This window comes from Nonomuraea sp. NPDC048826, assembly GCF_043198225.1.
Lineage (GTDB): Bacteria > Actinomycetota > Actinomycetes > Streptosporangiales > Streptosporangiaceae > Nonomuraea.
The window spans coordinates 1092396-1111989 of sequence record NZ_JBICUQ010000001.1; the positions used below are offsets into that span (position 1 = coordinate 1092396).

19 protein-coding genes are annotated in these 19594 nt (G+C 69.4%); all 19 read left to right on the forward strand.

Going from position 1 to position 19594, the window contains the following annotated elements; translation table 11 throughout:
• Nucleotides 1-174 precede the first annotated feature (174 nt).
• The gene (gene thrB / locus ACGFI7_RS05335) at nt 175-1080 is read left to right on the forward strand and encodes a homoserine kinase (protein WP_393399363.1); all 906 of its coding nucleotides are present in this window, start codon (nt 175-177) and stop codon (nt 1078-1080) included.
• A gap of 457 nt (nt 1081-1537) precedes the next feature.
• Nucleotides 1538-3547 (forward strand): transcription termination factor Rho, encoded by a 2010-nt coding sequence (gene rho / locus ACGFI7_RS05340; RefSeq protein ID WP_393399366.1) that lies wholly within the window; start codon nt 1538-1540, stop codon nt 3545-3547.
• A gap of 216 nt (nt 3548-3763) precedes the next feature.
• The gene (gene rpmE / locus ACGFI7_RS05345; RefSeq protein WP_148033924.1) at nt 3764-3982 is read left to right on the forward strand and encodes a 50S ribosomal protein L31; all 219 of its coding nucleotides are present in this window, start codon (nt 3764-3766) and stop codon (nt 3980-3982) included.
• An 86-nt stretch (nt 3983-4068) separates the two neighbouring features.
• Entirely contained in the window at nt 4069-5121 is a 1053-nt protein-coding gene (prfA, locus tag ACGFI7_RS05350) for a peptide chain release factor 1 (RefSeq protein WP_393399368.1), read from the forward strand.
• Nucleotides 5118-5972 carry a peptide chain release factor N(5)-glutamine methyltransferase gene (prmC, locus tag ACGFI7_RS05355; RefSeq protein WP_393399370.1) on the forward strand — a complete coding sequence of 285 codons (855 nt, stop codon included), beginning with the start codon at nt 5118-5120 and terminating at the stop codon, nt 5970-5972. Before prfA ends, prmC begins: the two co-directional genes overlap by 4 nt.
• A gap of 99 nt (nt 5973-6071) precedes the next feature.
• Entirely contained in the window at nt 6072-6719 is a 648-nt protein-coding gene (locus ACGFI7_RS05360; RefSeq protein WP_393399372.1) for an L-threonylcarbamoyladenylate synthase, read from the forward strand.
• A gap of 86 nt (nt 6720-6805) precedes the next feature.
• Nucleotides 6806-9094, forward strand: a complete 2289-nt coding sequence (locus tag ACGFI7_RS05365; protein WP_393399375.1) for a hypothetical protein — start codon at nt 6806-6808, stop codon at nt 9092-9094.
• Nucleotides 9094-9468, forward strand: a complete 375-nt coding sequence (locus ACGFI7_RS05370; RefSeq protein WP_393399377.1) for a hypothetical protein — start codon at nt 9094-9096, stop codon at nt 9466-9468. Before ACGFI7_RS05365 ends, ACGFI7_RS05370 begins: the two co-directional genes overlap by 1 nt.
• A gap of 76 nt (nt 9469-9544) precedes the next feature.
• Nucleotides 9545-10810, forward strand: a complete 1266-nt coding sequence (glyA, locus tag ACGFI7_RS05375; RefSeq protein ID WP_393399379.1) for a serine hydroxymethyltransferase — start codon at nt 9545-9547, stop codon at nt 10808-10810.
• 57 nt (nt 10811-10867) lie between these two features.
• Nucleotides 10868-12157 (forward strand): glycosyltransferase family 4 protein, encoded by a 1290-nt coding sequence (locus ACGFI7_RS05380; protein WP_393399381.1) that lies wholly within the window; start codon nt 10868-10870, stop codon nt 12155-12157.
• A 130-nt stretch (nt 12158-12287) separates the two neighbouring features.
• Complete coding sequence (locus ACGFI7_RS05385; protein WP_393399384.1) at nt 12288-12710, forward strand: hypothetical protein; 423 nt, start codon at nt 12288-12290, stop codon at nt 12708-12710.
• A gap of 64 nt (nt 12711-12774) precedes the next feature.
• On the forward strand, nt 12775-12990 hold the full coding sequence (locus ACGFI7_RS05390) for an AtpZ/AtpI family protein (RefSeq protein ID WP_187281350.1): 216 nt from the start codon (nt 12775-12777) through the stop codon (nt 12988-12990).
• 67 nt (nt 12991-13057) lie between these two features.
• Nucleotides 13058-13852: a F0F1 ATP synthase subunit A gene (gene atpB / locus ACGFI7_RS05395; protein WP_393399387.1), complete on the forward strand. Its 795-nt coding sequence runs from the start codon at nt 13058-13060 to the stop codon at nt 13850-13852.
• Nucleotides 13853-13924: 72 nt separating this feature from the next.
• Nucleotides 13925-14155 carry an ATP synthase F0 subunit C gene (gene atpE, locus ACGFI7_RS05400; RefSeq protein WP_148033915.1) on the forward strand — a complete coding sequence of 77 codons (231 nt, stop codon included), beginning with the start codon at nt 13925-13927 and terminating at the stop codon, nt 14153-14155.
• 35 nt (nt 14156-14190) lie between these two features.
• Nucleotides 14191-14748, forward strand: coding sequence for a F0F1 ATP synthase subunit B (locus tag ACGFI7_RS05405; RefSeq protein ID WP_393399390.1), 558 nt, complete (start codon nt 14191-14193; stop codon nt 14746-14748).
• Entirely contained in the window at nt 14748-15557 is an 810-nt protein-coding gene (locus ACGFI7_RS05410) for a F0F1 ATP synthase subunit delta (protein ID WP_393399393.1), read from the forward strand. The genes ACGFI7_RS05405 and ACGFI7_RS05410 overlap by 1 nt, the downstream gene beginning before the upstream one ends.
• A gap of 23 nt (nt 15558-15580) precedes the next feature.
• Complete coding sequence (gene atpA, locus ACGFI7_RS05415; protein WP_393399395.1) at nt 15581-17230, forward strand: F0F1 ATP synthase subunit alpha; 1650 nt, start codon at nt 15581-15583, stop codon at nt 17228-17230.
• Between the two features lie 3 nt (nt 17231-17233).
• Nucleotides 17234-18136 (forward strand): F0F1 ATP synthase subunit gamma, encoded by a 903-nt coding sequence (locus ACGFI7_RS05420; protein ID WP_393399397.1) that lies wholly within the window; start codon nt 17234-17236, stop codon nt 18134-18136.
• 1 nt (nt 18137) lies between these two features.
• Nucleotides 18138-19586 carry a F0F1 ATP synthase subunit beta gene (gene atpD, locus ACGFI7_RS05425; protein WP_393399399.1) on the forward strand — a complete coding sequence of 483 codons (1449 nt, stop codon included), beginning with the start codon at nt 18138-18140 and terminating at the stop codon, nt 19584-19586.
• Nucleotides 19587-19594: the final 8 nt, after the last annotated feature.

The following is a 19594-nucleotide window of genomic DNA, read 5'->3' on the forward strand; positions in this document are numbered from 1 at the left end:
GGCATCGGCGGTGTCCGAAAGGCGCCGTCTGCGACGGGCGCCGCTCGCACGCGCGGGCTCCTGCGGGGGCCTGGCGGGGACAGGTACGAGGGGCGTGAAAGGCCGTCGCGTTCCGGGGCTCACAGCGTTCACGGGGTTTCCGGGACTCCCGGGTTTCACGGGGAAAGGTGAAGAATGAGAACCGTCGAGGTACGGGTGCCGGCCACGTCCGCCAATCTCGGGCCGGGATTCGACACCCTCGGGCTGGCACTCACGCTGTACGACGACGTCGAGGCCACGGTCACCGACGAGCCGGGCGTGACGGTCGAGATCGAGGGCGAGGGCGCGGGCCAGGTCGACACCGGTGAGGGCCACCTGGTCGTCAAGGCCATGCGCAGGACGTACGACCTGATGGGCGTGACCCAGCCGGTCGGCATCCGGCTGCGGTGCCGCAACCGGATCCCGCACGCGCGGGGGCTCGGCAGCTCGTCCGGGGCCATCTGCGCGGGCATCCTCGCGGCGCGGGCGCTGGCCGGCGTCGAGTTGAGCGACGAGGCGGTGTTCGCGCTCGCCACCGAGATGGAAGGCCACCCCGACAATGTGGCTCCGTGCCTGGCCGGAGGCCTGACCATCGCCTGGAGCGAGCATGACGGCGCACCGCGTATGGTGAAGCTGACACCCGACGCGGCCATCCGTCCTGTCGCGATCGTCCCGCCGACGAGGCTCGACACGGAGACCGCCAGGGGGTTGCTGCCGAAGGACGTGCCCCACAAGGACGCCTCCTTCAACACCGGCCGGGCCGCGCTGCTGATCGCGGCGTTGACCCAGCGGCCGGAGCGGGAGTTTCTGCTCGCCGCCACCGAGGACCGGCTCCACCAGCCCTACCGCGCGCCTGCGATGCGGGAGAGCGCTGATCTGGTAGAACGGCTCCGTGCAGTGGGCGTGCCCGCGGTCGTCTCGGGAGCGGGTCCCACGGTCCTTGCGTTTTCGACCTCGGATCCGCAGGATTTGATCGCGCCAGAAGTGGGTACTGACTGGCACATCCAGCTAATGGACGTCGACCCGATTGGTGCGAACGTTCAGTTCCCCGAGACACGCTGATGCCTCTCTAGACCTTCAGGGAATAGCCGTGTGCGCTGGTGATGTTAGGCTGATAGCCGCACCAGGTGCCCCCTTGTTGGGTGCGTGCTTGTCAGCCACACATCGCTGCATCATGCTTCACGTCGCGAGGCGTGAGCAGCGCGGCTGTCTCCCCGGAATCCGTCGCCTCCGGTTGGCCCACACCCGGTTGGCCCGACGTGAGGCGGCGTCGACGGGGACCTGCGCGTTCGATCACCTCGGCATCTGGTCGTCGGCAGCAATCTGGGGGGTGTCATCCACGCGCCACCGTCCTGTGGCGACCTGGACGAGCCCCTTGCCTAGAGTGGCGACCGTCCCCAGCGGCGGCCGAAGATCGCAAATGTGCACCCCGACCCGGTCTGTCCCGCCGGATCGCAAGCACCTCCGGGACGCCCGGCCGAATGAAGCCGGCGCCCGACCCCTGGGAAGGACCTTTTAGTTGAGCGACACCACCGAACTCCTCTCCGACGCACCAGGCACAACTGCGGCGTCCGGCGACACCCCCACTCGCGCCGCGGCCAAGCCCCGCGCGCGTCGCTCCGGCACCGGCCTGTCCGCCAAGGTGCTGCCCGAGCTGCAGAAGATGGCTGCTGAGCTGGGCATCAGCGGGACCGGGCGGATGCGGAAGAGCCAGCTCATCGCGGCCATCCAGGAGAAGCAGGGTGGCGGTTCCGGAGAAGGCGCGGCGGCCCCGGCCGCCGAGGCGCCCGCCGTGGCGGACGCGACGCCCGCCGTGGAGCGCCCCACCCGGGCGCGCAGGGAACGTTCCCGCGCCAAGGCCGCCGAGGAGCCCGCTCCGCAGGCCGCCGAGCCGGTGGCCGAGACGGTCGCCGTGACCGCTCCCGCCGAGCCCGTCGTGGCCCCGGCCGAGCCCGTCATCGAGCAGCCCGCCGCGGACACCCAGCAGGGCGACCCGCGCGGCGAGCGCGGTGAGAGCCGGCGCGAGCGCCGCAGCCGCGGCGAGCGCCGCGACCGCGGCGGTGACCGTAGCGGTGACCGCGGCGGCAACGACCGCGGTGAGCGCGGCGACCGCGGCGACCGTGGCGAGCGTGGCGGCAACGACCGCAGCAACGACCGTGGCAATGACCGCGGCAACGACCGCGGGGGCGACCAGCGCGCCGCCGACGCGGGCAGCCGCTCCGACCAGCGTGGCAATGACCAGCGCGGTAACGACCAGCGTGGCAACGACCAGCGGGGGAGCGATGGCGACGACGACCGCGGTGGTCGTGGCCGCCGGGGCCGCTTCAGGGAGCGCAACCGCGGCCGCGGCCGTGACCGCTTCGACAGCAGCGAGCCCGTGATCGGCGAGGACGACGTCCTCATCCCGATCGCCGGCATCCTCGACATCCTCGACAACTACGCCTTCGTCAGGACCAGCGGCTACCTGCCGGGCAGCAACGACGTGTACGTCTCGCTCGCCCAGATCCGCCGCAACGGCCTGCGCAAGGGCGACGTCGTCACCGGCGCCGTGCGTCAGCCGCGCGACGGTGAGAGGCGCGAGAAGTTCAACGCCCTGGTCCGCCTCGACACCGTCAACGGCATGGACCCGGAGCAGGCTCGCAACCGGCCCGACTTCAACAAGCTCACGCCGCTCTACCCGCAGGAGCGCCTGCGCCTGGAGACCGAGCCGAACATCCTCACCACGCGGATCATCGACCTCGTCTCCCCGATCGGCAAGGGCCAGCGCGGTCTCATCGTCTCGCCGCCGAAGGCCGGCAAGACGATGGTGCTGCAGGCGATCGCCAACGCGATCACCCGCAACAACCCCGAGTGCCACCTCATGGTCGTGCTCGTGGACGAGCGGCCCGAAGAGGTCACCGACATGCAGCGTTCGGTCAAGGGCGAGGTCATCCACTCGACCTTCGACCGTCCCGCCGAAGATCACACCACGGTCGCGGAGCTGGCGATCGAGCGCGCGAAGCGCCTGGTGGAACTCGGCCATGACGTGGTCGTCCTGCTCGACTCGATCACCCGCCTCGGCCGCGCCTACAACCTGGCGGCCCCGGCGTCCGGGCGCATCCTGTCGGGTGGTGTCGACTCCACGGCCCTCTACCCGCCCAAGCGCTTCTTCGGCGCCGCCCGCAACATCGAGAACGGCGGCTCGCTGACGATCCTCGCCACGGCCCTGGTCGAGACCGGGTCCAAGATGGACGAGGTCATCTTCGAGGAGTTCAAGGGCACCGGCAACATGGAGCTCAAGCTCAACCGGTCCCTGGCCGACAAGCGCATCTTCCCCGCGGTGGACGTCGACGCGTCCGGCACCCGTAAGGAAGAGATCCTCATGGCGCGCGAGGAGCTTCAGGTCGTCTGGAAGCTGCGCCGGGTGCTGCACGCGCTCGACATGCAGCAGGCGCTGGAGCTGCTTCTCGACCGGATGAAGGACACGAAGTCCAACGCGGAGTTCCTGCTCCAGGTCCAGAAGACCACGGTCAACAACGACCGCGACTAGCGGCCGACCACCGGCAGGCGGCGGGGGCGACCCCGCCGCCTGTTCGCGTTCTCGACTCCCGGGCGTCGTCGAGATCGACGGGAATGCCGGGCGGCGCTGGACGGTTGAACGATCTGGCACACTGGTAGCTGACCGATTTTCGCGGTACCGGCTCCCGCCCTCTGCGCTCCGTCGCACTCTTCTGGCGACCCGGCGACCGCACCCGAAAGGACAGCCATGAAGCGCGACATTCATCCTGACTACCACGTGACGCAGGTGACCTGCTCCTGCGGCAACACGTTCACCACCCGCAGCACCGCCAAGAACGGCGTGATCCACGCCGACGTCTGCTCTGCCTGCCACCCGTTCTACACCGGCAAGCAGAAGATCCTCGACACCGGTGGCCGGGTGGCGCGCTTCGAGAAGCGCTTCGGCAAGAAGGCCTCGGGCAAGTAGCTTCACCGACGCCGGCCCGACGCACGACCGTGCGGCGGGCCGGCGTTCTTGGTTCGGACACAGCCCACACGACGAAGGACCCGACGGTGAACCTCGACGAGTTGCTCAAGGAATACTCCGAGCTGGAGCTGCAGCTCGCCGATCCCGCCGTGCACGCCGACCAGTCCAGGGCCCGTACGCTCGGCAAGCGCTACTCCCAGCTGACCCCGATCATCGCCACCTACCGGGAGCTGGAGGCGTCCCGCGACGACCTGACCGCGGCCAAGGAGCTCGGCGGCGAGGACGAGGCGTTCGCGGCCGAGGCGGCGGAGATCGAGGAACGCATCCCCAAGCTGGAGGAGCGGCTCAGACACCTGCTGATCCCGCGTGATCCCAACGATGACAAGGACATCATCATGGAGATCAAGGCGGGCGAGGGCGGTGAGGAGTCCGCGCTGTTCGCCGGCGACCTGCTGCGCATGTATCTCCGCTACGCCGAGCGCATCGGCTGGAAGACCGAGATCATCGACAGCCAGCCGTCCGACCTGGGCGGCTACAAGGACGTCACGGTCGCGATCAAGGCCAAGGGCGACGAGGGCGTGTGGTCCAGGCTCAAGTACGAAGGCGGCGTCCACCGCGTGCAGCGGGTGCCCGTCACCGAGTCGCAGGGCCGCATCCACACGAGCGCCGCCGGCGTGCTGGTCTACCCGGAGGCCGAGGAGGTCGACGTCCAGATCGACCCCAACGACCTGCGCATCGACGTCTACCGCTCCAGCGGCCCCGGCGGGCAGAGCGTCAACACCACCGACTCGGCGGTCCGCATCACCCACCTGCCGACCGGCGTGGTCGTCTCCTGCCAGAACGAGAAGAGCCAGCTCCAGAACAAGGAGTCGGCGCTGCGCATCCTGCGCGCCCGCCTGCTGGCCGTGGCGCAGGAGCAGGCCGAGGCCGCCGCCCAGGCCGAGCGCAAGTCGCAGGTGCGCACCGTCGACCGCTCCGAGCGGATCCGCACCTACAACTTCCCGGAAAACCGCATCTCCGACCACCGCGTCGGCTTCAAGGCGTATAACCTCGACCAGGTTCTCGACGGAGAGCTCAACGCCGTCACCCAATCCCTCATCGACGCCGAGATGGCGGAGAAGCTCGCACAGCACTCATGACATTTCTGATGGACGAGATCGCCCTGGCCACCGCCCGGCTGGCGGAGGCGGGGGTGCCGTCACCCCGCACCGACGCCGAAGAGATCGCGGCGTTCGTCCACGGCGTACGCAGGAGCGAGCTCCACACCGTCAAGGACGCCGACTTCGACGCGCTGTTCTGGGAGGGCGTCGCGCGGCGTGAGGCGCGTGAGCCGCTCCAGCACATCACCGGCCACGCCTACTTCCGCTACCTCGACCTGGCCGTCGGCCCCGGGGTCTTCGTGCCGCGCCCGGAGACCGAGGTGATGGCCGGCTGGGCCATCGAGACGCTGCGCGCGATGGACGTGACCGCGCCGCTCGTCGTCGACCTCGGCACCGGCTCCGGCGCCATCGCGCTGTCCATCGCGCAGGAGGTGGCGCTGTCCGAGGTGCACGCGGTCGAGGTCGACCCCGACGCCTACACCTGGGCCAAGCGCAACATCTCCGAACACGGTCAAGGCCGCACCCACCTGCACCCGGAGGATCTGGCCGAGGCCCTGCCCGAGCTCAACGGCAAGGTCGACCTGGTCATCTCCAACCCGCCCTACATCCCGCCCGGCGCCGTGCCGCGCGACCCCGAGGTGCGCGACTACGACCCGGTCCGTGCCCTCTACGGCACCGGCGACGACGGGCTCGGCGAGGTGCGGGCGGTCGAGCGCACCGCGCGCCGCCTGCTGCGGCCCGGCGGCTGGGTCGCCGTCGAACACGCCGACGAGCAGGGCAGGGCCGTCTACCTGCAGTTCTCCGAAGACAACGGCTGGCGCGACGTACGGCTGCGCCAGGATCTCACCCGCAGAGATCGATTCGTCACCGCAAGGCTCGGCCAGGACTAGGATGCACGCCAGCGACGCTGCCTTCTCCGGACGACGCCGAACCAGGGAAGGAGGAGGCCTCCGACGAACCGCCCGCGGGCGGAGTGAGGCAACGAGACCGTGACCAAGCGTTTTGACTGCAGCGACCTCGACCAGCGGGCGGAGGGCCTCCAGGAGGCGGCCGCCGCCGTCCGGCGCGGCGAGCTCGTCGTGCTGCCGACCGACACGGTGTACGGGATCGGCGCCGACGCCTTCACCCCGGCGGCCGTCACCGCGCTGCTGACGACCAAGGGCCGCGGGCGCGAGATGCCGCCGCCCGTCCTCGTCGGCACCGTACGCGCCGCCAACGCGCTCGTCGAGGACCTCGGACCGTACGGCCAGGACCTGATCGACGCGTTCTGGCCGGGGCCGCTGACCCTCGTCTGCAAGGCCAACCGCGCACTGTCGTGGGACCTCGGCGACACCAAGGGCACGGTCGCGCTGCGCATGCCGCTCCACCCGGTCGCGCTCGACCTGCTCAAGGAGACCGGCCCGATGGCCGTCTCCAGCGCCAACCGCTCGGGCTCGCCGGCCGCCGTCACCGCGGCGGAGGCCGAGGAGCAGCTCGGCGACGCCGTCGCCGTCTACCTCGACGGCGGCAAGACCGCCGACGACACCCCGTCGTCGATCCTCGACCTGACCACCGCCGTGCCCCGCCTGCTGCGCCGCGGCGCCATCCCGGTCGAGAAGCTGCGCGGCATCATCGGGTACGTGGCCACCGACGGCTGACCGATACCGTCTGCTTATCCCGCCTGCGCGGTGGGTGGCGGCGTGCGTACGGTGAGACCCGGAGCAGCGACGTCCGGGAGTGGCCCATGGGCAAGTTCGACGGCATGGATCCGCAGCTGGTCCGTGAGTTGCTGGCGGAGACCAAACGGGCGGCCGTCGACATGCGGGAGACGGAAGGGCGCGTCTCACGGCTGATGTCCAGGGCGGGCCTGTCCCTCCAGACCACCCACCGGCCCGTGCAGATCGCGGATGCGGCGGACCGGATGGTCAAGGACGTCTCCGCCCGCCTGGAGCTGTTGGAGAAGCGAGCCGCCGGCGAGAACCGCCGCACCGACCCACCCACCGACGACACCCGCGACCCCGCCCCCCGCACCGACAACCCGGACAAGGACCGGGACGGTAAGCCGGAGGGTGAGAAGCCCGAGAAGGATCGGCCGGAGGATCGGGACGGTAAGCCGGGTGGTGAGAAGCCCGACGCTGATGCGCGGGATGGGAAGCCGGACGGGGACAAGCCCGACAAGGATCGGGACGGTAAGCCCGAGGGGGAGAAGCCCGATAAGGATCGGCCTGAGGATCGGGACGGTAAGCCGGGTGGTGAGAAGCCCGACGCTGATGCGCGGGATGGGAAGCCGGACGGGGACAAGCCCGATAAGGATCGGGACGGCAAGCCCGAGGGCGAGAAGCCCGAGAAGGATCGGGACGGTAAGCCGGGCGGTGAGAAGCCCGACGCTGATGCGCGGGATGGGAAGCCGGACGGGGACAAGCCCGACAAGGACCGGGACGGCAAGCCCGAGGGCGAGAAGCCCGACAAGGACCGGCCCGAGGATCGGGACGGGAAGTGTGACGAGGACGCCCGGGCTCGTGAGGACAAGCCGGACGCCGACACCCCCGAGAACAAGCCTGAGGGCGACGCGCGTGGTGAGAAGCCCGACGCCGAGGCCCGGGATGAGAAACCGGACGATGATCGGTCCGGGTCGAAGCCTGAGGGGGATGGCGAGCGGGACGGGAAGTGTGACGACGACGCCCGGGCTCGCGAGGACAAGCCGGGGGCGGACAAGCCGGACGCCGACACGCCTGAGAACAAGCCTGACAGCGACGCGCGTGGTGAGAAGCCCGACGCCGAGGCCCGGGATGAGAAGCCGGACGCGAATCAGGAGAAGCCGGACGCCGACCGAGAGACGCCGGACGCCAGGGACCAGGGGAAACCCGACGTGGGGGACCAGGGGACCACGGACGAGGACCGGTCCGCGACCAGGCCGGCCGAGGACGGCAGGCAGGACGGGGTGTGCGACGACCGGCCCGGGACCGAGAAACCCGACGTCGGCGAGCCCCGGGACGGATCCAGCCAGAACGTCGCCGACACCCCGCGCAAGGATCATCCGGACGACATCGAAACCACCAGGCCGCGGGTCGTCGAGGTCGACGGGGTCAAGGTCATCCAGGTGCCCCTCGACCCACCCACCGCGAACGAACTGGAGAACCTGCTCGACAACCTCGACCAGGCCGAGCCCGCCGACATGCCCGTCGTCGACGGCACCCCCGCCGGCGGCACCGCAAATGGCTCCCCGATGGGAAACCCCGCACCTACCGGCGACTCGACGTACGGTGCCCCCGCTGACAACTCCCCGACCGATGGCTCCACGAACAACCCCGCCACCGGCGGCTACGGCGACGCCTCAGGCGGCAATCACGGGAACAGCGCGTCTGCGGGCGGCGACTCCGCGGGTAGCGGCTATGGCAATGGCGGGTCTCCAGGCGGCGACTCTGCGGATGGAGGGGGTACTGGGGGCGCCTGCGACGGTGGGTCCCAGGACACCCGTCCTTCAGGTGAGGGACGCGCCGCCTCCGGCACGCCTGGGACCGGCCAGGATGCCGCCTCGCGAGACACTGGCACCGGTCTGGTGGTTCCGCCTACCCCGGCCCCTGACAACGGCGCCACGACCACTGTGAGTGCCGGTGTCTCACTCCCCGACAGCATGACCTCGTACCGCGACACGCCGTTCCCTGAAGGCCCACGCCCTGATGGGGTGCGTCCGGACGGCGGAGGTGGCGTGGGGGAGGTCTCGTACGGGGATGTACCGCGCTCCGACGGGGTGGGTCCGGGTGTCGTGCGGGATGTGACGTATGGGGAGGGGCCGCGCTCTGATGGCGTGCGTCTGGATGGTGAAGGTCGGGGGCGGGACGGGGATGGGGTGGGGGAGTACGGGGGTGTGGTGGCTCGGGACGGGGTCACGCCCGACGTGGACGAGTTGCGTGCGTTGATCGAGAGGGCCGCTGACGGCGTGTCCGGTGAGCGGCCGGGGCCCGATGGGCCGCCTGGGCAGGTCGAGCCCGAGGGGCCTCGGCGTGGTGACGACGATGGGAGGAGCGCTTGATGTACGTGGATCCGCCCGCGCCGCGTCCTCGCGAGCTGGGCGAGATGCCGCCGTCCACCGCGACGGGTCCGCTCGACGCGGAGCCCCGGGTCTGGGAGTTCAATCCCGAGTACCAACGGCTGGTCACCGCCTGGCAGGAGGCGCTGCCGCTGCTCGACATGCTGACGACCACCGTGGACAAGGTCTACGGCCGGGCGAGGAGCCCGCAGACCTGGGACGCGCCGGTGGGTTCGCGCTATGTGGAGGACATCGGCCAGTGGCGGTCCCGGCTGGCGCTCTACCGGCAGGCGGTGCTGACGGCCATCAGCGACGAGGCGGCCGACACGCCTCGGTGGATCCCCGCTCCCGCCGGGGCGCCGCACGCCTTCTCCTGAGGACTCCTGAAAGGGACCGAGCACCAGCGGCGACGCCAAACTAGGACAAACAGGTACGTCGCCGTACAGTGGGGTCATGGGTGCAGGACCCTTCTACGGCCCGGACTTCGGGATCCTGGAGGAGCGGGACCCGGAGCTGGCCCGCGTGCTGCTCGACGAGGTCGAGCGGGTGCGCGGCGGTGTCCAGCTCATCGCGAGCGAGAACCTCGCCTCGCCCGCCGTGCTGGCGGCGCTCGGTTCGACGTTGAGCAACAAGTACGCGGAGGGCTATCCGGGCAACCGCTACTACGGCGGCTGCGAGGTCGTCGACCGGGCCGAGCGGCTGGCCGTCCGGCGGGCGCGCGAGCTGTTCGGCGCCGACCACGCCAACGTGCAGCCGCATTCGGGCGCGTCCGCGAACCTCGCCGCCTACGCGGCGCTGCTGCAGCCGGGTGATCGGATGCTGGCCATGGCGCTGCCGCACGGCGGCCATCTGACGCACGGCTCGCGGGCCAACTTCTCCGGCCGGTGGTTCGACGTGGCCTCGTACGGGGTGCGGCGCGACACGGAGCTGATCGACTACGACGAGGTCAGGGACCTGGCGCTGCGGCATCGGCCCAAGGTGATCGTGTGCGGCGCGACGGCCTATCCGCGGCTGATCGACTTCGGGGTGTTCCGGGGGATCGCCGACGAGGTGGGGGCGTGGCTGATGGCGGACGTGGCGCACCCGATGGGGCTGATCGCGGGCGGGGCGATCCCGTCGCCCGTCCCGTACGCGGACATCGTCACCTTCACCACCCACAAGACGCTGCGCGGGCCGCGCGGCGGCGGCATCCTGTGCACGGACGAGCTGGCCGCGCGGGTCGACCGGGCGGTGTTCCCGTTCACGCAGGGCGGGCCGATGATGCACGCGGTGGCGGCGAAGGCGGTGGCGTTCGGTGAGGCGCGGCGGCCGGAGTTCGCCGCGTACGCCCGGCAGGTGATCGCCAACGCGCGCGCACTCTGCGCGGCGCTGGCCGCGGCGGGCATGCGCCCGGTCGCCGGCGGCACCGACACCCATCTGGCGCTGATCGACGTGCGCGGGCTCGGCGTCACGGGCGCGGAGGCCGAGCTCCGATGCGCGGCGGCCGGCATCACGCTGAACAGGAACGCGATCCCGTACGATCCCGAGCCGGCCCGGGTGACCTCGGGCGTCCGGGTGGGCACGCCGTGCGTCACCACCCAGGGTCTCGGCCCCCGGGACCTGGAGGAGATCGGCGCGCTGGTGGCGCGCGCGGTGGGCGAGCCGGAGTCGGCGGCGGACGTCCGGGAGAAGGTGCGGGCGCTGTTGGCCATACATCAGCCTTATGCGCCCCAAATATAAGCTGGTCTGTGTCGTTTTCCGGTCACAGATGGCCGGAGCATCCGGGAAACTAGGTTCGTGCGCGAATACCTGTTCATGGCACTCATCGCGGCAGCGGTGACATATCTGCTGGTCCCGCTGGTGCGCCGGTTCGCCATCCGCATCGGCGCCGCCCCCGAGATCCGCGAACGTGACGTGCACACCACGCCCACGCCCCGGCTGGGCGGCCTGGCGATGTACGGCGGCCTGGTCGTCGGGCTGCTGGTGGCCGGTCGGCTGGCCAACACCGGTGAGGCGCTGTCCACCTCCGACGGCGAGCCGGTCGTGGCCCTGATCGTGGCGGGCGGCCTGATCACCGTCACCGGCTTCCTCGACGACTGGTGGGGCATGGACCCCTTCATCAAGCTGGCCGGGCAGATCGCCGCCGCCGGGGTGCTGGTCCATTTCGGCCTGCGGCTGACCTACCTCCCGCTGCCGAAGGACTGGGGCGGCTCCACCAGCCTCGACTACACGCTGAGCACGATCATCACGATCCTCGTCGTGGTGGTGGCGATCAACGCGGTCAACTTCGTCGACGGGCTCGACGGCCTCGCGGCCGGGATCGTCTGCATCGCCGCCATGGCGACCTGGGCCTACTCCATCTATCTCGGCCAGAACATCAGCGGCGACCGCATCACCACGGCCGCGGCCATCTCCGCCGTGCTCATCGGCGCCTGCATCGGCTTCCTGCCGCACAACTTCCATCCGGCCAAGATCTTCATGGGCGACACCGGTGCGATGCTCATCGGGCTGGTGCTGGCCTCGTCGCTCGTCACCGTGATGCCGGTCGACCCGTCGGTCGTCGAGGGCATCAACCGGTTCGGCGTGCTGCTGCCGCTGCTGGTGCCGGCCGCGGTGCTGGTGCTCCCGCTCATCGATCTCATAACGGCCGTGGTCCGCCGCACCTCTTACGGGATGTCGCCGTTCGCGCCCGACCGGGGCCACCTGCACCACCGGTTGATGGACATCGGCCACTCCCACCGCCGGTCCGTGCTGATCATGTACGCCTGGACGTTCCTGTTCGCGTTCGGCATCTTCGCGATGTCCGTGGTCAGCGTGCCGGTCCTGGCGTTCCCCGTGGTGATTCTCCTCGCCATCGGCGTGCTGGTGCTGATGGCCCTGCCGCGCTGGCGTGGCCGGGGCGGCGCGCACGCCTCGAAGGGCAGGCCGTCGAGCGACGACGATGACGACGGCCCGCCGACCGGCCCGATGCCGCCGGTCAGGCCGGAGTTCGAGGCCGGTCGGCGGATGCCGCCGTACGGCCCGACGCAGGAACGGACGGGCACCGAGCCGAAATCGGTCATTCCCCTCTATCCGGGTCGTTCGTGATCGCGAACTAGAAACGGCAGGTAAAAGCGGTCTTCCGTGAGCTTGTGATATCTTTCACGAGCAGGGCCTCCAGACCCGTAGGTTCTGGAGGTAGCAAACGCTCGCTTGATAACTGCCTAATGGAGCACCGATGCAGGCCAACGACGTGCGCGTACTCAAGAGCGCCGCGCTTCCCACCCTCGGGGTCGGAGCGATCGCCCTGATCGCGGCCTTCGTCCTGGCCGGTGGCAAGGGAGCGCTGGGCGCGGCGATCGGCGTGCTCCTGGTGTGCGTCTTCTTCAGCGTCAGCGTGGTGGCCGTGTCGTACGCGGCCCGGGTCTCGCCCCAGCTGATGGCCATCGCCGCGATGGGCAGCTACCTCGTGAAGGTCATCGTCATCATGCTGATGCTGGCCACGTTCGGTGACACCACGCTGTGGAATCCGCAGGCCTTCGCCTGGACCGTGGTGGTCTGCACGATCGTCTGGACGGCCTTCGAGGTCCGCGCCTTCCTCAAGACCAAGATGCTGTACGTCGACCCCGACGCCAAAGTCCCCGGACAGGGCGACCGATGAGCCTGGTAAAACACGGGGTCCGATATGACTAGTCCTCTGCCCGCCTGCTATCGTCAGGGCCGCGATGAGCGAACAGGAACGCCGACCGGAGACAGACGGTCGCGACTTCGCCGACGCCATGTGGTCGGTCCCCAGCTATCTTCTCGCCGGGATGGCGGTCTACGGCGGCATCGGCTGGTTGCTGGACCGCTGGCTCGACCTGTCCGCGTTCTTCCCCATAGGCATCGTCCTGGGGCTGGTGCTGGCCGGCTACGCGGTCTACCGACGGCACGGTCGCTAGCCCCACACCGCGACCGCTTCGCCGAGGAAACTCCTGTGATCCACTACGACGTTGAAGGGAACGCCGCGTGAGTGCGCTGACGGTCCTAGCACCACCCGGTGACCAGTTCCGGGCGCCGACGCCCGACGAGCTGTTCAACCTGGGTCCCATCGCCGGCATTGCCTGGCTGACGAAGCCGGTGCTGCTCGCCATCCTGAGCTCCATCCTGGTGATCGGCTTCTGCTGGGCGGCCTTCGCCAAGCCCAAGCTCGTGCCCAGGGGAGTGCAGAACGTCGCCGAGTACGGCTACATGTTCGTCCGCGACCAGGTCGCCCGGCCCTTCCTGGGCAAGGACGCCGACCGGTGGATGGGCCTGCTCGTCAGCGTCTTCTTCCTGGTGCTGGTCTGGAACATCATGGGTGTCATCCCGTTCATCCAGTTCCCGGTCGCCTCGCACATCGCGTTCCCGTTCGTGCTCGCGATCTCGATCTACATTTTGAAGATCTACCTGGGCGTCAAGCACCAGGGCGGCATCGGCTACTTCAAGAACATGATGTTCCCTCCGGGGCTGCCGAAGCCGATCTACCTGCTGCTGGCCCCGATCGAGTTCCTCTCGAACATGATCATCGCGCCGTTCACGCACGCCGTGCGACTGTTCGCGAACATGTTCGCGGGCCACATGCTGCTCGCCTTCTTCAGCATGGTGGGCTTCTGGTTCCTCATCGAGAAGCTGACCCTGCCGGGCTCGACCATCGGCATCCTCGGTGTGGTGATGACCGTCATCCTCACGGGCTTCGAGATGTTCATCCAGTTCCTGCAGGCATTCCTCTTCGCGATGCTGGCCGCGATGTACATCGGTGGCGCGCTGCACGCGGAGCACTGAGAACCACATACCGGAATATCCATGACCGGTGAGACTCCACTTCACCGGCCGTCCAGTAAAGGAATAAGAGCAATGGGTCTTCTCGCTGAGGTCTCCGGCAACGTCACCGCCATCGGTTACGGTCTCGCCGCCATCGGCCCCGGCATCGGCGTCGGCATCATCTTCGGTCAGGGCGTGCAGGCCATCGCGCGTCAGCCCGAGGCCTACGGCCTGATCCGCCAGAACATGCTCCTCGGCTTCGTCCTCACCGAGGCCCTCGCCCTGATCGGTCTGGTCGCGCCGTTCATCTTCCAGGCTCTCTGACGACCAGAAGAATCCCCTGACGAAAGGCTGCATCCATGAACTTGGCAGCTACGCTCCACGCGGTGGTGGCTGAGGAGGGCGCCAACCCTCTTCTTCCGCACACTTACGAGCTCATCGTCGGTATCTTCGCGTTCCTGGTCGTCGTCGGCGTCGTCGGTAAGATCCTCGTCCCCCGCGTCCAGAAGACGCTGGCCGAGCGGACCGACGCCATCGAGGGCGGCATCAAGAGGGCGGAAGAAGCCCAGGCCCAGGCCCAGGCTCTGCAGCAGCAGTACGCCGAGCAGCTCGAAGAGGCGCGGCGCGAGGCGGGCCGGCTCCGCGAGGAGGCTCGCGAGCAGGCCGCGCAGATCAAGGCGGAGCTCCGCGAGGAGGCGCAGGCCGAGGCCCGTCGTCTCGTCGAGGCCGCGCACGCCCAGATCGAGGCCGACCGCCAGGCGGCGTTCGCCCAGCTCCGCACCGAGGTCGGCCGCCTGTCGACCGATCTGGCCGGCCGCATCGTCGGCGAGTCGCTGGAGGACGAGGCCCGGCAGAGCCGCATCGTCGACCGGTTCCTCGACGAGCTGGAGAGCTCCAACGCGCAGGCGGTGCGCTAATGCGTGGCTTGAGCAGGACGTCTCTCGCAGAGGTCGAGGAGCGCTTCAACGCGGTCGCCGGCAGCGCCGACCTCGGCACGCTCTCCGACGAGCTGTTCGAGATCGCGGACCTGCTCGACCGTGAGCACGGCCTGCGCCGGGCGCTCTCCGACCCGGCCAGGCCCGCCGAGCAGAAGGCGCAGACCGTGCGCGTGCTGCTCGAGGGCAAGGTCAGCGAGGCGGCGGTCGCCACCACCGAGGCGGCGGTCTCGGCCCGGTGGTCGCGCGTCGGCGACCTGGCCGATGTGCTGGAGCGGCTCGGCGTGATCGCCGCCGCCGCCGAGGCGGAGAGCCGGCGACGGCTCGGCGACGTGGAGGACGAGCTCTTCCGCTTCGGCCGCATCGTCGCCGCCACCCCGGAGCTGCGCCGCGCGCTCAGTGACGCGGCGGCCCCCCAGGAAGGCAAGCGCGAGCTGCTGCGGTCCCTGCTCGACGGCAAGGTCGCACAGAGCTCGTTGCGGCTCATCAACCAGGTCGTGACACATCCACGAGGACGTAGCCTGGAATCAGGGCTTGAGGAGTTCGGCCGCCTGGTGGCTCAGCAGAGCCAGCGCCTGGTCGCCGTGGTCCGCAGCGCGGTCGAGCTGACCGAGGAGCAGAAGCAGCGCCTCAGCGCGTGGCTGCGTTCCTCCTATGGCCGTGACGTGCACCTGAACGTCGAGGTGGACAAGCGAGTGCTCGGTGGTTTCTCGGTCCGCATCGGCGACGAGATCATCGACACCACCATTGTGGGACGAATCGAAGAAGTCCGCCGCCGGTTGGCCGGCTAGGCGAATAGGGAGACAGAGTAGAGATGGCGGAGCTTACGATCCGGCCGGACGAGATCCGGGACGCGCTTGAGCGCTTCGTCCAGGCGTACGAACCGGAAGGCGCCGCGCGCGAGGAGATCGGGACCGTCGTCGACGCCGGCGACGGCATTGCCCATGTCTCCGGCCTTCCCTCGGCGATGGCGAACGAGCTGCTCGAGTTCGAGAACGGCACGCGCGGCCTGGCACTGAACCTCGACCCTCGTGAGATCGGTGTCGTTATCCTCGGCGAGTTCGCCGGCATCGAGGAGGGCCAGACGGTCCGCCGGACGGGCGAGGTCCTGTCCGTGCCCGTCGGCGACAACTTCCTCGGCCGCGTCGTCGACCCCCTGGGCAAGCCGCTCGACGGCAAGGGCACGATCGAGCACGAGGCGCTGCGCGCCCTGGAGCTGCAGGCCCCGTCGGTCGTCCAGCGGCAGCCCGTGAAGGAGCCGCTGCAGACCGGCATCAAGGCGATCGACGCCATGACCCCGATCGGCCGCGGCCAGCGTCAGCTGATCATCGGCGACCGTGGCACCGGCAAGACCGCGATCGCCGTCGACACCATCCTCAACCAGCGTGAGGGCTGGCTGTCGGGCGATCCGGAGCGCCAGGTGCGCTGCGTCTACGTCGCCGTCGGCCAGAAGGGCTCGACGATCGCGCAGGTGCGGTCCCGCCTGGAGGAGGCGGGCGCGTTGGAGTACACGACCATCGTCGCCGCCCCGGCCTCCGACCCCGCGGGTTACAAGTACATCGCCCCCTACGCCGGTTCGGCCATCGGCCAGCACTGGATGTACCAGGGCAAGCACGTCCTCATCATCTTCGACGACCTCACCAAGCAGGCCGACGCCTACCGCGCCGTCTCGCTGCTGCTGCGCCGCCCGCCGGGCCGCGAGGCGTTCCCCGGTGACGTCTTCTACCTCCACTCCCGCCTGCTGGAGCGCTGCGCCAAGCTCTCCAACGACATGGGCGCGGGCTCGATGACCGGTCTGCCGATCATCGAGACCAAGGGCAACGACGTGTCGGCGTTCATCCCGACCAACGTCATCTCCATCACCGACGGCCAGTGCTTCCTGGAGACCGACCTGTTCAACGCGGGCGTCCGCCCCGCGATCAACGTCGGTATCTCCGTCTCCCGAGTCGGCGGTTCCGCCCAGGTCAAGGCCATGCGCAAGGTGGCCGGCACGCTCAAGCTCTCCCTGTCGCAGTACCGCGACCTGGAGGCGTTCGCGGCCTTCGCCTCCGACCTCGACGCCGCCTCCCGGGCCCAGCTCGACCGCGGTCAGCGTCTGGTCGAGCTGCTCAAGCAGCCTCAGTACTCGCCGTTCCCGGTCGAGCGTCAGGTGGTGTCGGTGTGGGCCGGCACGACCGGTGAGCTCGACGAGGTGCCGGTCGAGGACGTCCGCCGCTTCGAGACGGAGTTCCTCGACTACCTCGCCTCCTCGCACAAGGGCGTCTTCGACGGCATCCGCGAGACCAAGGAGCTGCCGGACGACGCGGTGACCGCTCTCAAGGACGCCATCACGGAGTTCAAGAAGGGCTTCACCACCTCCTCGGGCGAGCTGCTGGTGAAGGACGAGCCGGTGGCGCCGCTCGGCGCCGACGAGGTCGGCCAGGAGAAGATCAAGAAGGTCGTCCGGCCGGCGGAGAAGAAGTAGGCCATGGGTGCCCAGCTAAGGCTGCTGCGGCGGCGGATCAACTCGGTCAAGTCGACCGCGAAGATCACGCGCGCCCAGGAGCTCATCGCCTCCTCACGGATCGTGCGGGCGCAGATGCGGATGCAGGCGGCGCTGCCGTACGAGCGTGAGATCACTCGCGCCGTCACCGGCGTCGTCAGCAACGCGGCCAGCGTCGACCATCCGCTGACCGTGGCGAAGGAGAACCCCGCCAAGGCGGGCGTCCTCATCGTCACCAGCGACAGCGGGTTCTGCGGCGGCTTCAACGCCAACGTGCTGCGCGAGGCCGAGGCCCTGCGCGGGCTCATCGAGGGCCGCGGGATGGAGTACGTCCCGTTCGTCAGCGGGACCAAGGGTGTCACCTGGCACTCCTTCCGCCAGCGCGAGATGGGCGGTCAGTGGACCGGTTTCTCCCGGAACCCGACCTACGCCGACGCCAAGGAGATCGCGACCACGCTGATCGACTCCTTCAAGGACGACAACGGGATCGACGAGATCCACATCGTCTCGACCCAGTTCGTCTCGATGCTCACGCAGAACGTCGTGGTCAGGCGGATCCTGCCGCTGGAGGTCGAGGAGACCGAGGCGACGGAATCCACCGCGATCCCGCCGTACTTCGAGTTCGAGCCGACCGCGGGCGACGTGCTGGAGACGCTGCTGCCGCGCTACGTGGAGTCGCGCATCTTCACCGCGCTGCTGCAGTCCGCGGCCTCCGAGGAGGCCGCGCGGCGGCGCGCGATGAAGTCCGCGACCGACAACGCCAACGAGCTGATGCGGATTCTCACCCAGCAGATGAACCAGGCTCGCCAGGCCGAGATCACCCAGGAAATCAGCGAGATCGTCGGTGGCGCCAACGCGCTCGCTGACGCCGCAGCGGGGAAAGAGTGAAATGACTGCAGAGGCTGTTGAAACTGTAGAAACCCCCGCGGCCGGCACTGGCCGCGTGGCACGTGTCACCGGCGCCGTCGTCGACGTGGAGTTCTCCGTCGAGACGATGCCCGACATCTATAACGCGCTCAAGGTCGACGTGACCCTCGGCGGCGAGACCAGGACCCTGACCCTCGAGGTCGCCCAGCACCTGGGTGACAACCTCGTCCGGGCCATCTCCATGCAGCCCACCGACGGCCTGGTCCGCGGCCAGGCCGTCGTCGACACCGGCGCCCCGATCTCGGTGCCCGTCGGCGACGTCGTCAAGGGCCACGTGTGGAACGCGCTGGGCGAGACGCTCGACGTGCCCACCTCGTCGCTGAAGATCGAGGAGCGGTGGGGCATCCACCGTCCGTCCCCGCCCTTCGACCAGCTCGAGTCGCGCACCGAGCTGCTGGTCACCGGCATCAAGGTCATCGACCTGCTCACCCCGTACGTGCAGGGTGGCAAGATCGGTCTGTTCGGCGGCGCGGGCGTCGGCAAGACCGTTCTGATCCAGGAGATGATCCGCCGCGTCGCCCGTAACTTCGGTGGCACCTCGTGCTTCGCCGGCGTGGGCGAGCGCACCCGTGAGGGCAACGACCTCTGGCTGGAGATGGAGGAGGCGGACGTCCTCAAGGACACCGCGCTCGTCTTCGGTCAGATGGACGAGCCGCCGGGCACCCGGCTGCGCGTCGCGCTCTCGGCCCTGACGATGGCGGAGTACTTCCGCGACGTGCAGAAGCAGGACGTGCTTCTGTTCATCGACAACATCTTCCGCTTCACGCAGGCCGGTTCCGAGGTCTCCACCCTGCTCGGCCGCATGCCGTCCGCGGTGGGCTACCAGCCGACGCTGGCCGACGAGATGGGCGTGCTCCAGGAGCGCATCACCTCGACGCGTGGTCACTCGATCACCTCCATGCAGGCGATCTACGTCCCCGCGGACGACATCACCGACCCGGCCCCGCACAACGCGTTCGCGCACCTCGACGCGCAGACCGTTCTGTCGCGGCCGATCTCGGAGAAGGGCATCTACCCCGCGGTGGACCCGCTCGACTCCTCCTCCCGGATCCTCGACCCGCAGATCGTCGGCGAGGAGCACTACCGGGTGGCTCAGGAGACCAAGCGGATCCTGCAGAAGTACCGCGAGCTCCAGGACATCATCGCCATCCTCGGTATCGACGAGCTTTCCGAGGAGGACAAGGTCACCGTCCAGCGGGCCCGTCGCATCGAGCGCTTCCTGTCGCACCCGATGTACGCGGCCGAGGCCTTCACCGGCCAGCCGGGCGAGACCGTGCCGCTGGACGAGACCATCGCCTCCTTCAAGGGGCTGTGCGCGGGCGAGTACGACCACCTGCCCGAGCAGGCGTTCTTCATGGTCGGTGGCATCGACCAGGCCGTGGCCAAGGCCAAGGAACTCGAGCGCCGCTAAATCGCCCC

Coding starts and splice junctions, on each gene's coding strand:
- thrB (WP_393399363.1), top strand. CDS start 175: ATGAGAACCGTCGAGGTACGGGTGCCGGCCACGTCCGCCAATCTCGGG.
- rpmE (WP_148033924.1), top strand. CDS start 3,764: ATGAAGCGCGACATTCATCCTGACTACCACGTGACGCAGGTGACCTGC.
- glyA (WP_393399379.1), top strand. CDS start 9,545: ATGGGTGCAGGACCCTTCTACGGCCCGGACTTCGGGATCCTGGAGGAG.
- ACGFI7_RS05410 (WP_393399393.1), top strand. CDS start 14,748: ATGCGTGGCTTGAGCAGGACGTCTCTCGCAGAGGTCGAGGAGCGCTTC.
- atpE (WP_148033915.1), top strand. CDS start 13,925: ATGGGTCTTCTCGCTGAGGTCTCCGGCAACGTCACCGCCATCGGTTAC.
- ACGFI7_RS05385 (WP_393399384.1), top strand. CDS start 12,288: ATGCAGGCCAACGACGTGCGCGTACTCAAGAGCGCCGCGCTTCCCACC.
- ACGFI7_RS05370 (WP_393399377.1), top strand. CDS start 9,094: ATGTACGTGGATCCGCCCGCGCCGCGTCCTCGCGAGCTGGGCGAGATG.
- ACGFI7_RS05365 (WP_393399375.1), top strand. CDS start 6,806: ATGGGCAAGTTCGACGGCATGGATCCGCAGCTGGTCCGTGAGTTGCTG.
- prmC (WP_393399370.1), top strand. CDS start 5,118: ATGACATTTCTGATGGACGAGATCGCCCTGGCCACCGCCCGGCTGGCG.
- ACGFI7_RS05420 (WP_393399397.1), top strand. CDS start 17,234: ATGGGTGCCCAGCTAAGGCTGCTGCGGCGGCGGATCAACTCGGTCAAG.
- ACGFI7_RS05390 (WP_187281350.1), top strand. CDS start 12,775: ATGAGCGAACAGGAACGCCGACCGGAGACAGACGGTCGCGACTTCGCC.
- ACGFI7_RS05405 (WP_393399390.1), top strand. CDS start 14,191: ATGAACTTGGCAGCTACGCTCCACGCGGTGGTGGCTGAGGAGGGCGCC.
- atpD (WP_393399399.1), top strand. CDS start 18,138: ATGACTGCAGAGGCTGTTGAAACTGTAGAAACCCCCGCGGCCGGCACT.
- atpA (WP_393399395.1), top strand. CDS start 15,581: ATGGCGGAGCTTACGATCCGGCCGGACGAGATCCGGGACGCGCTTGAG.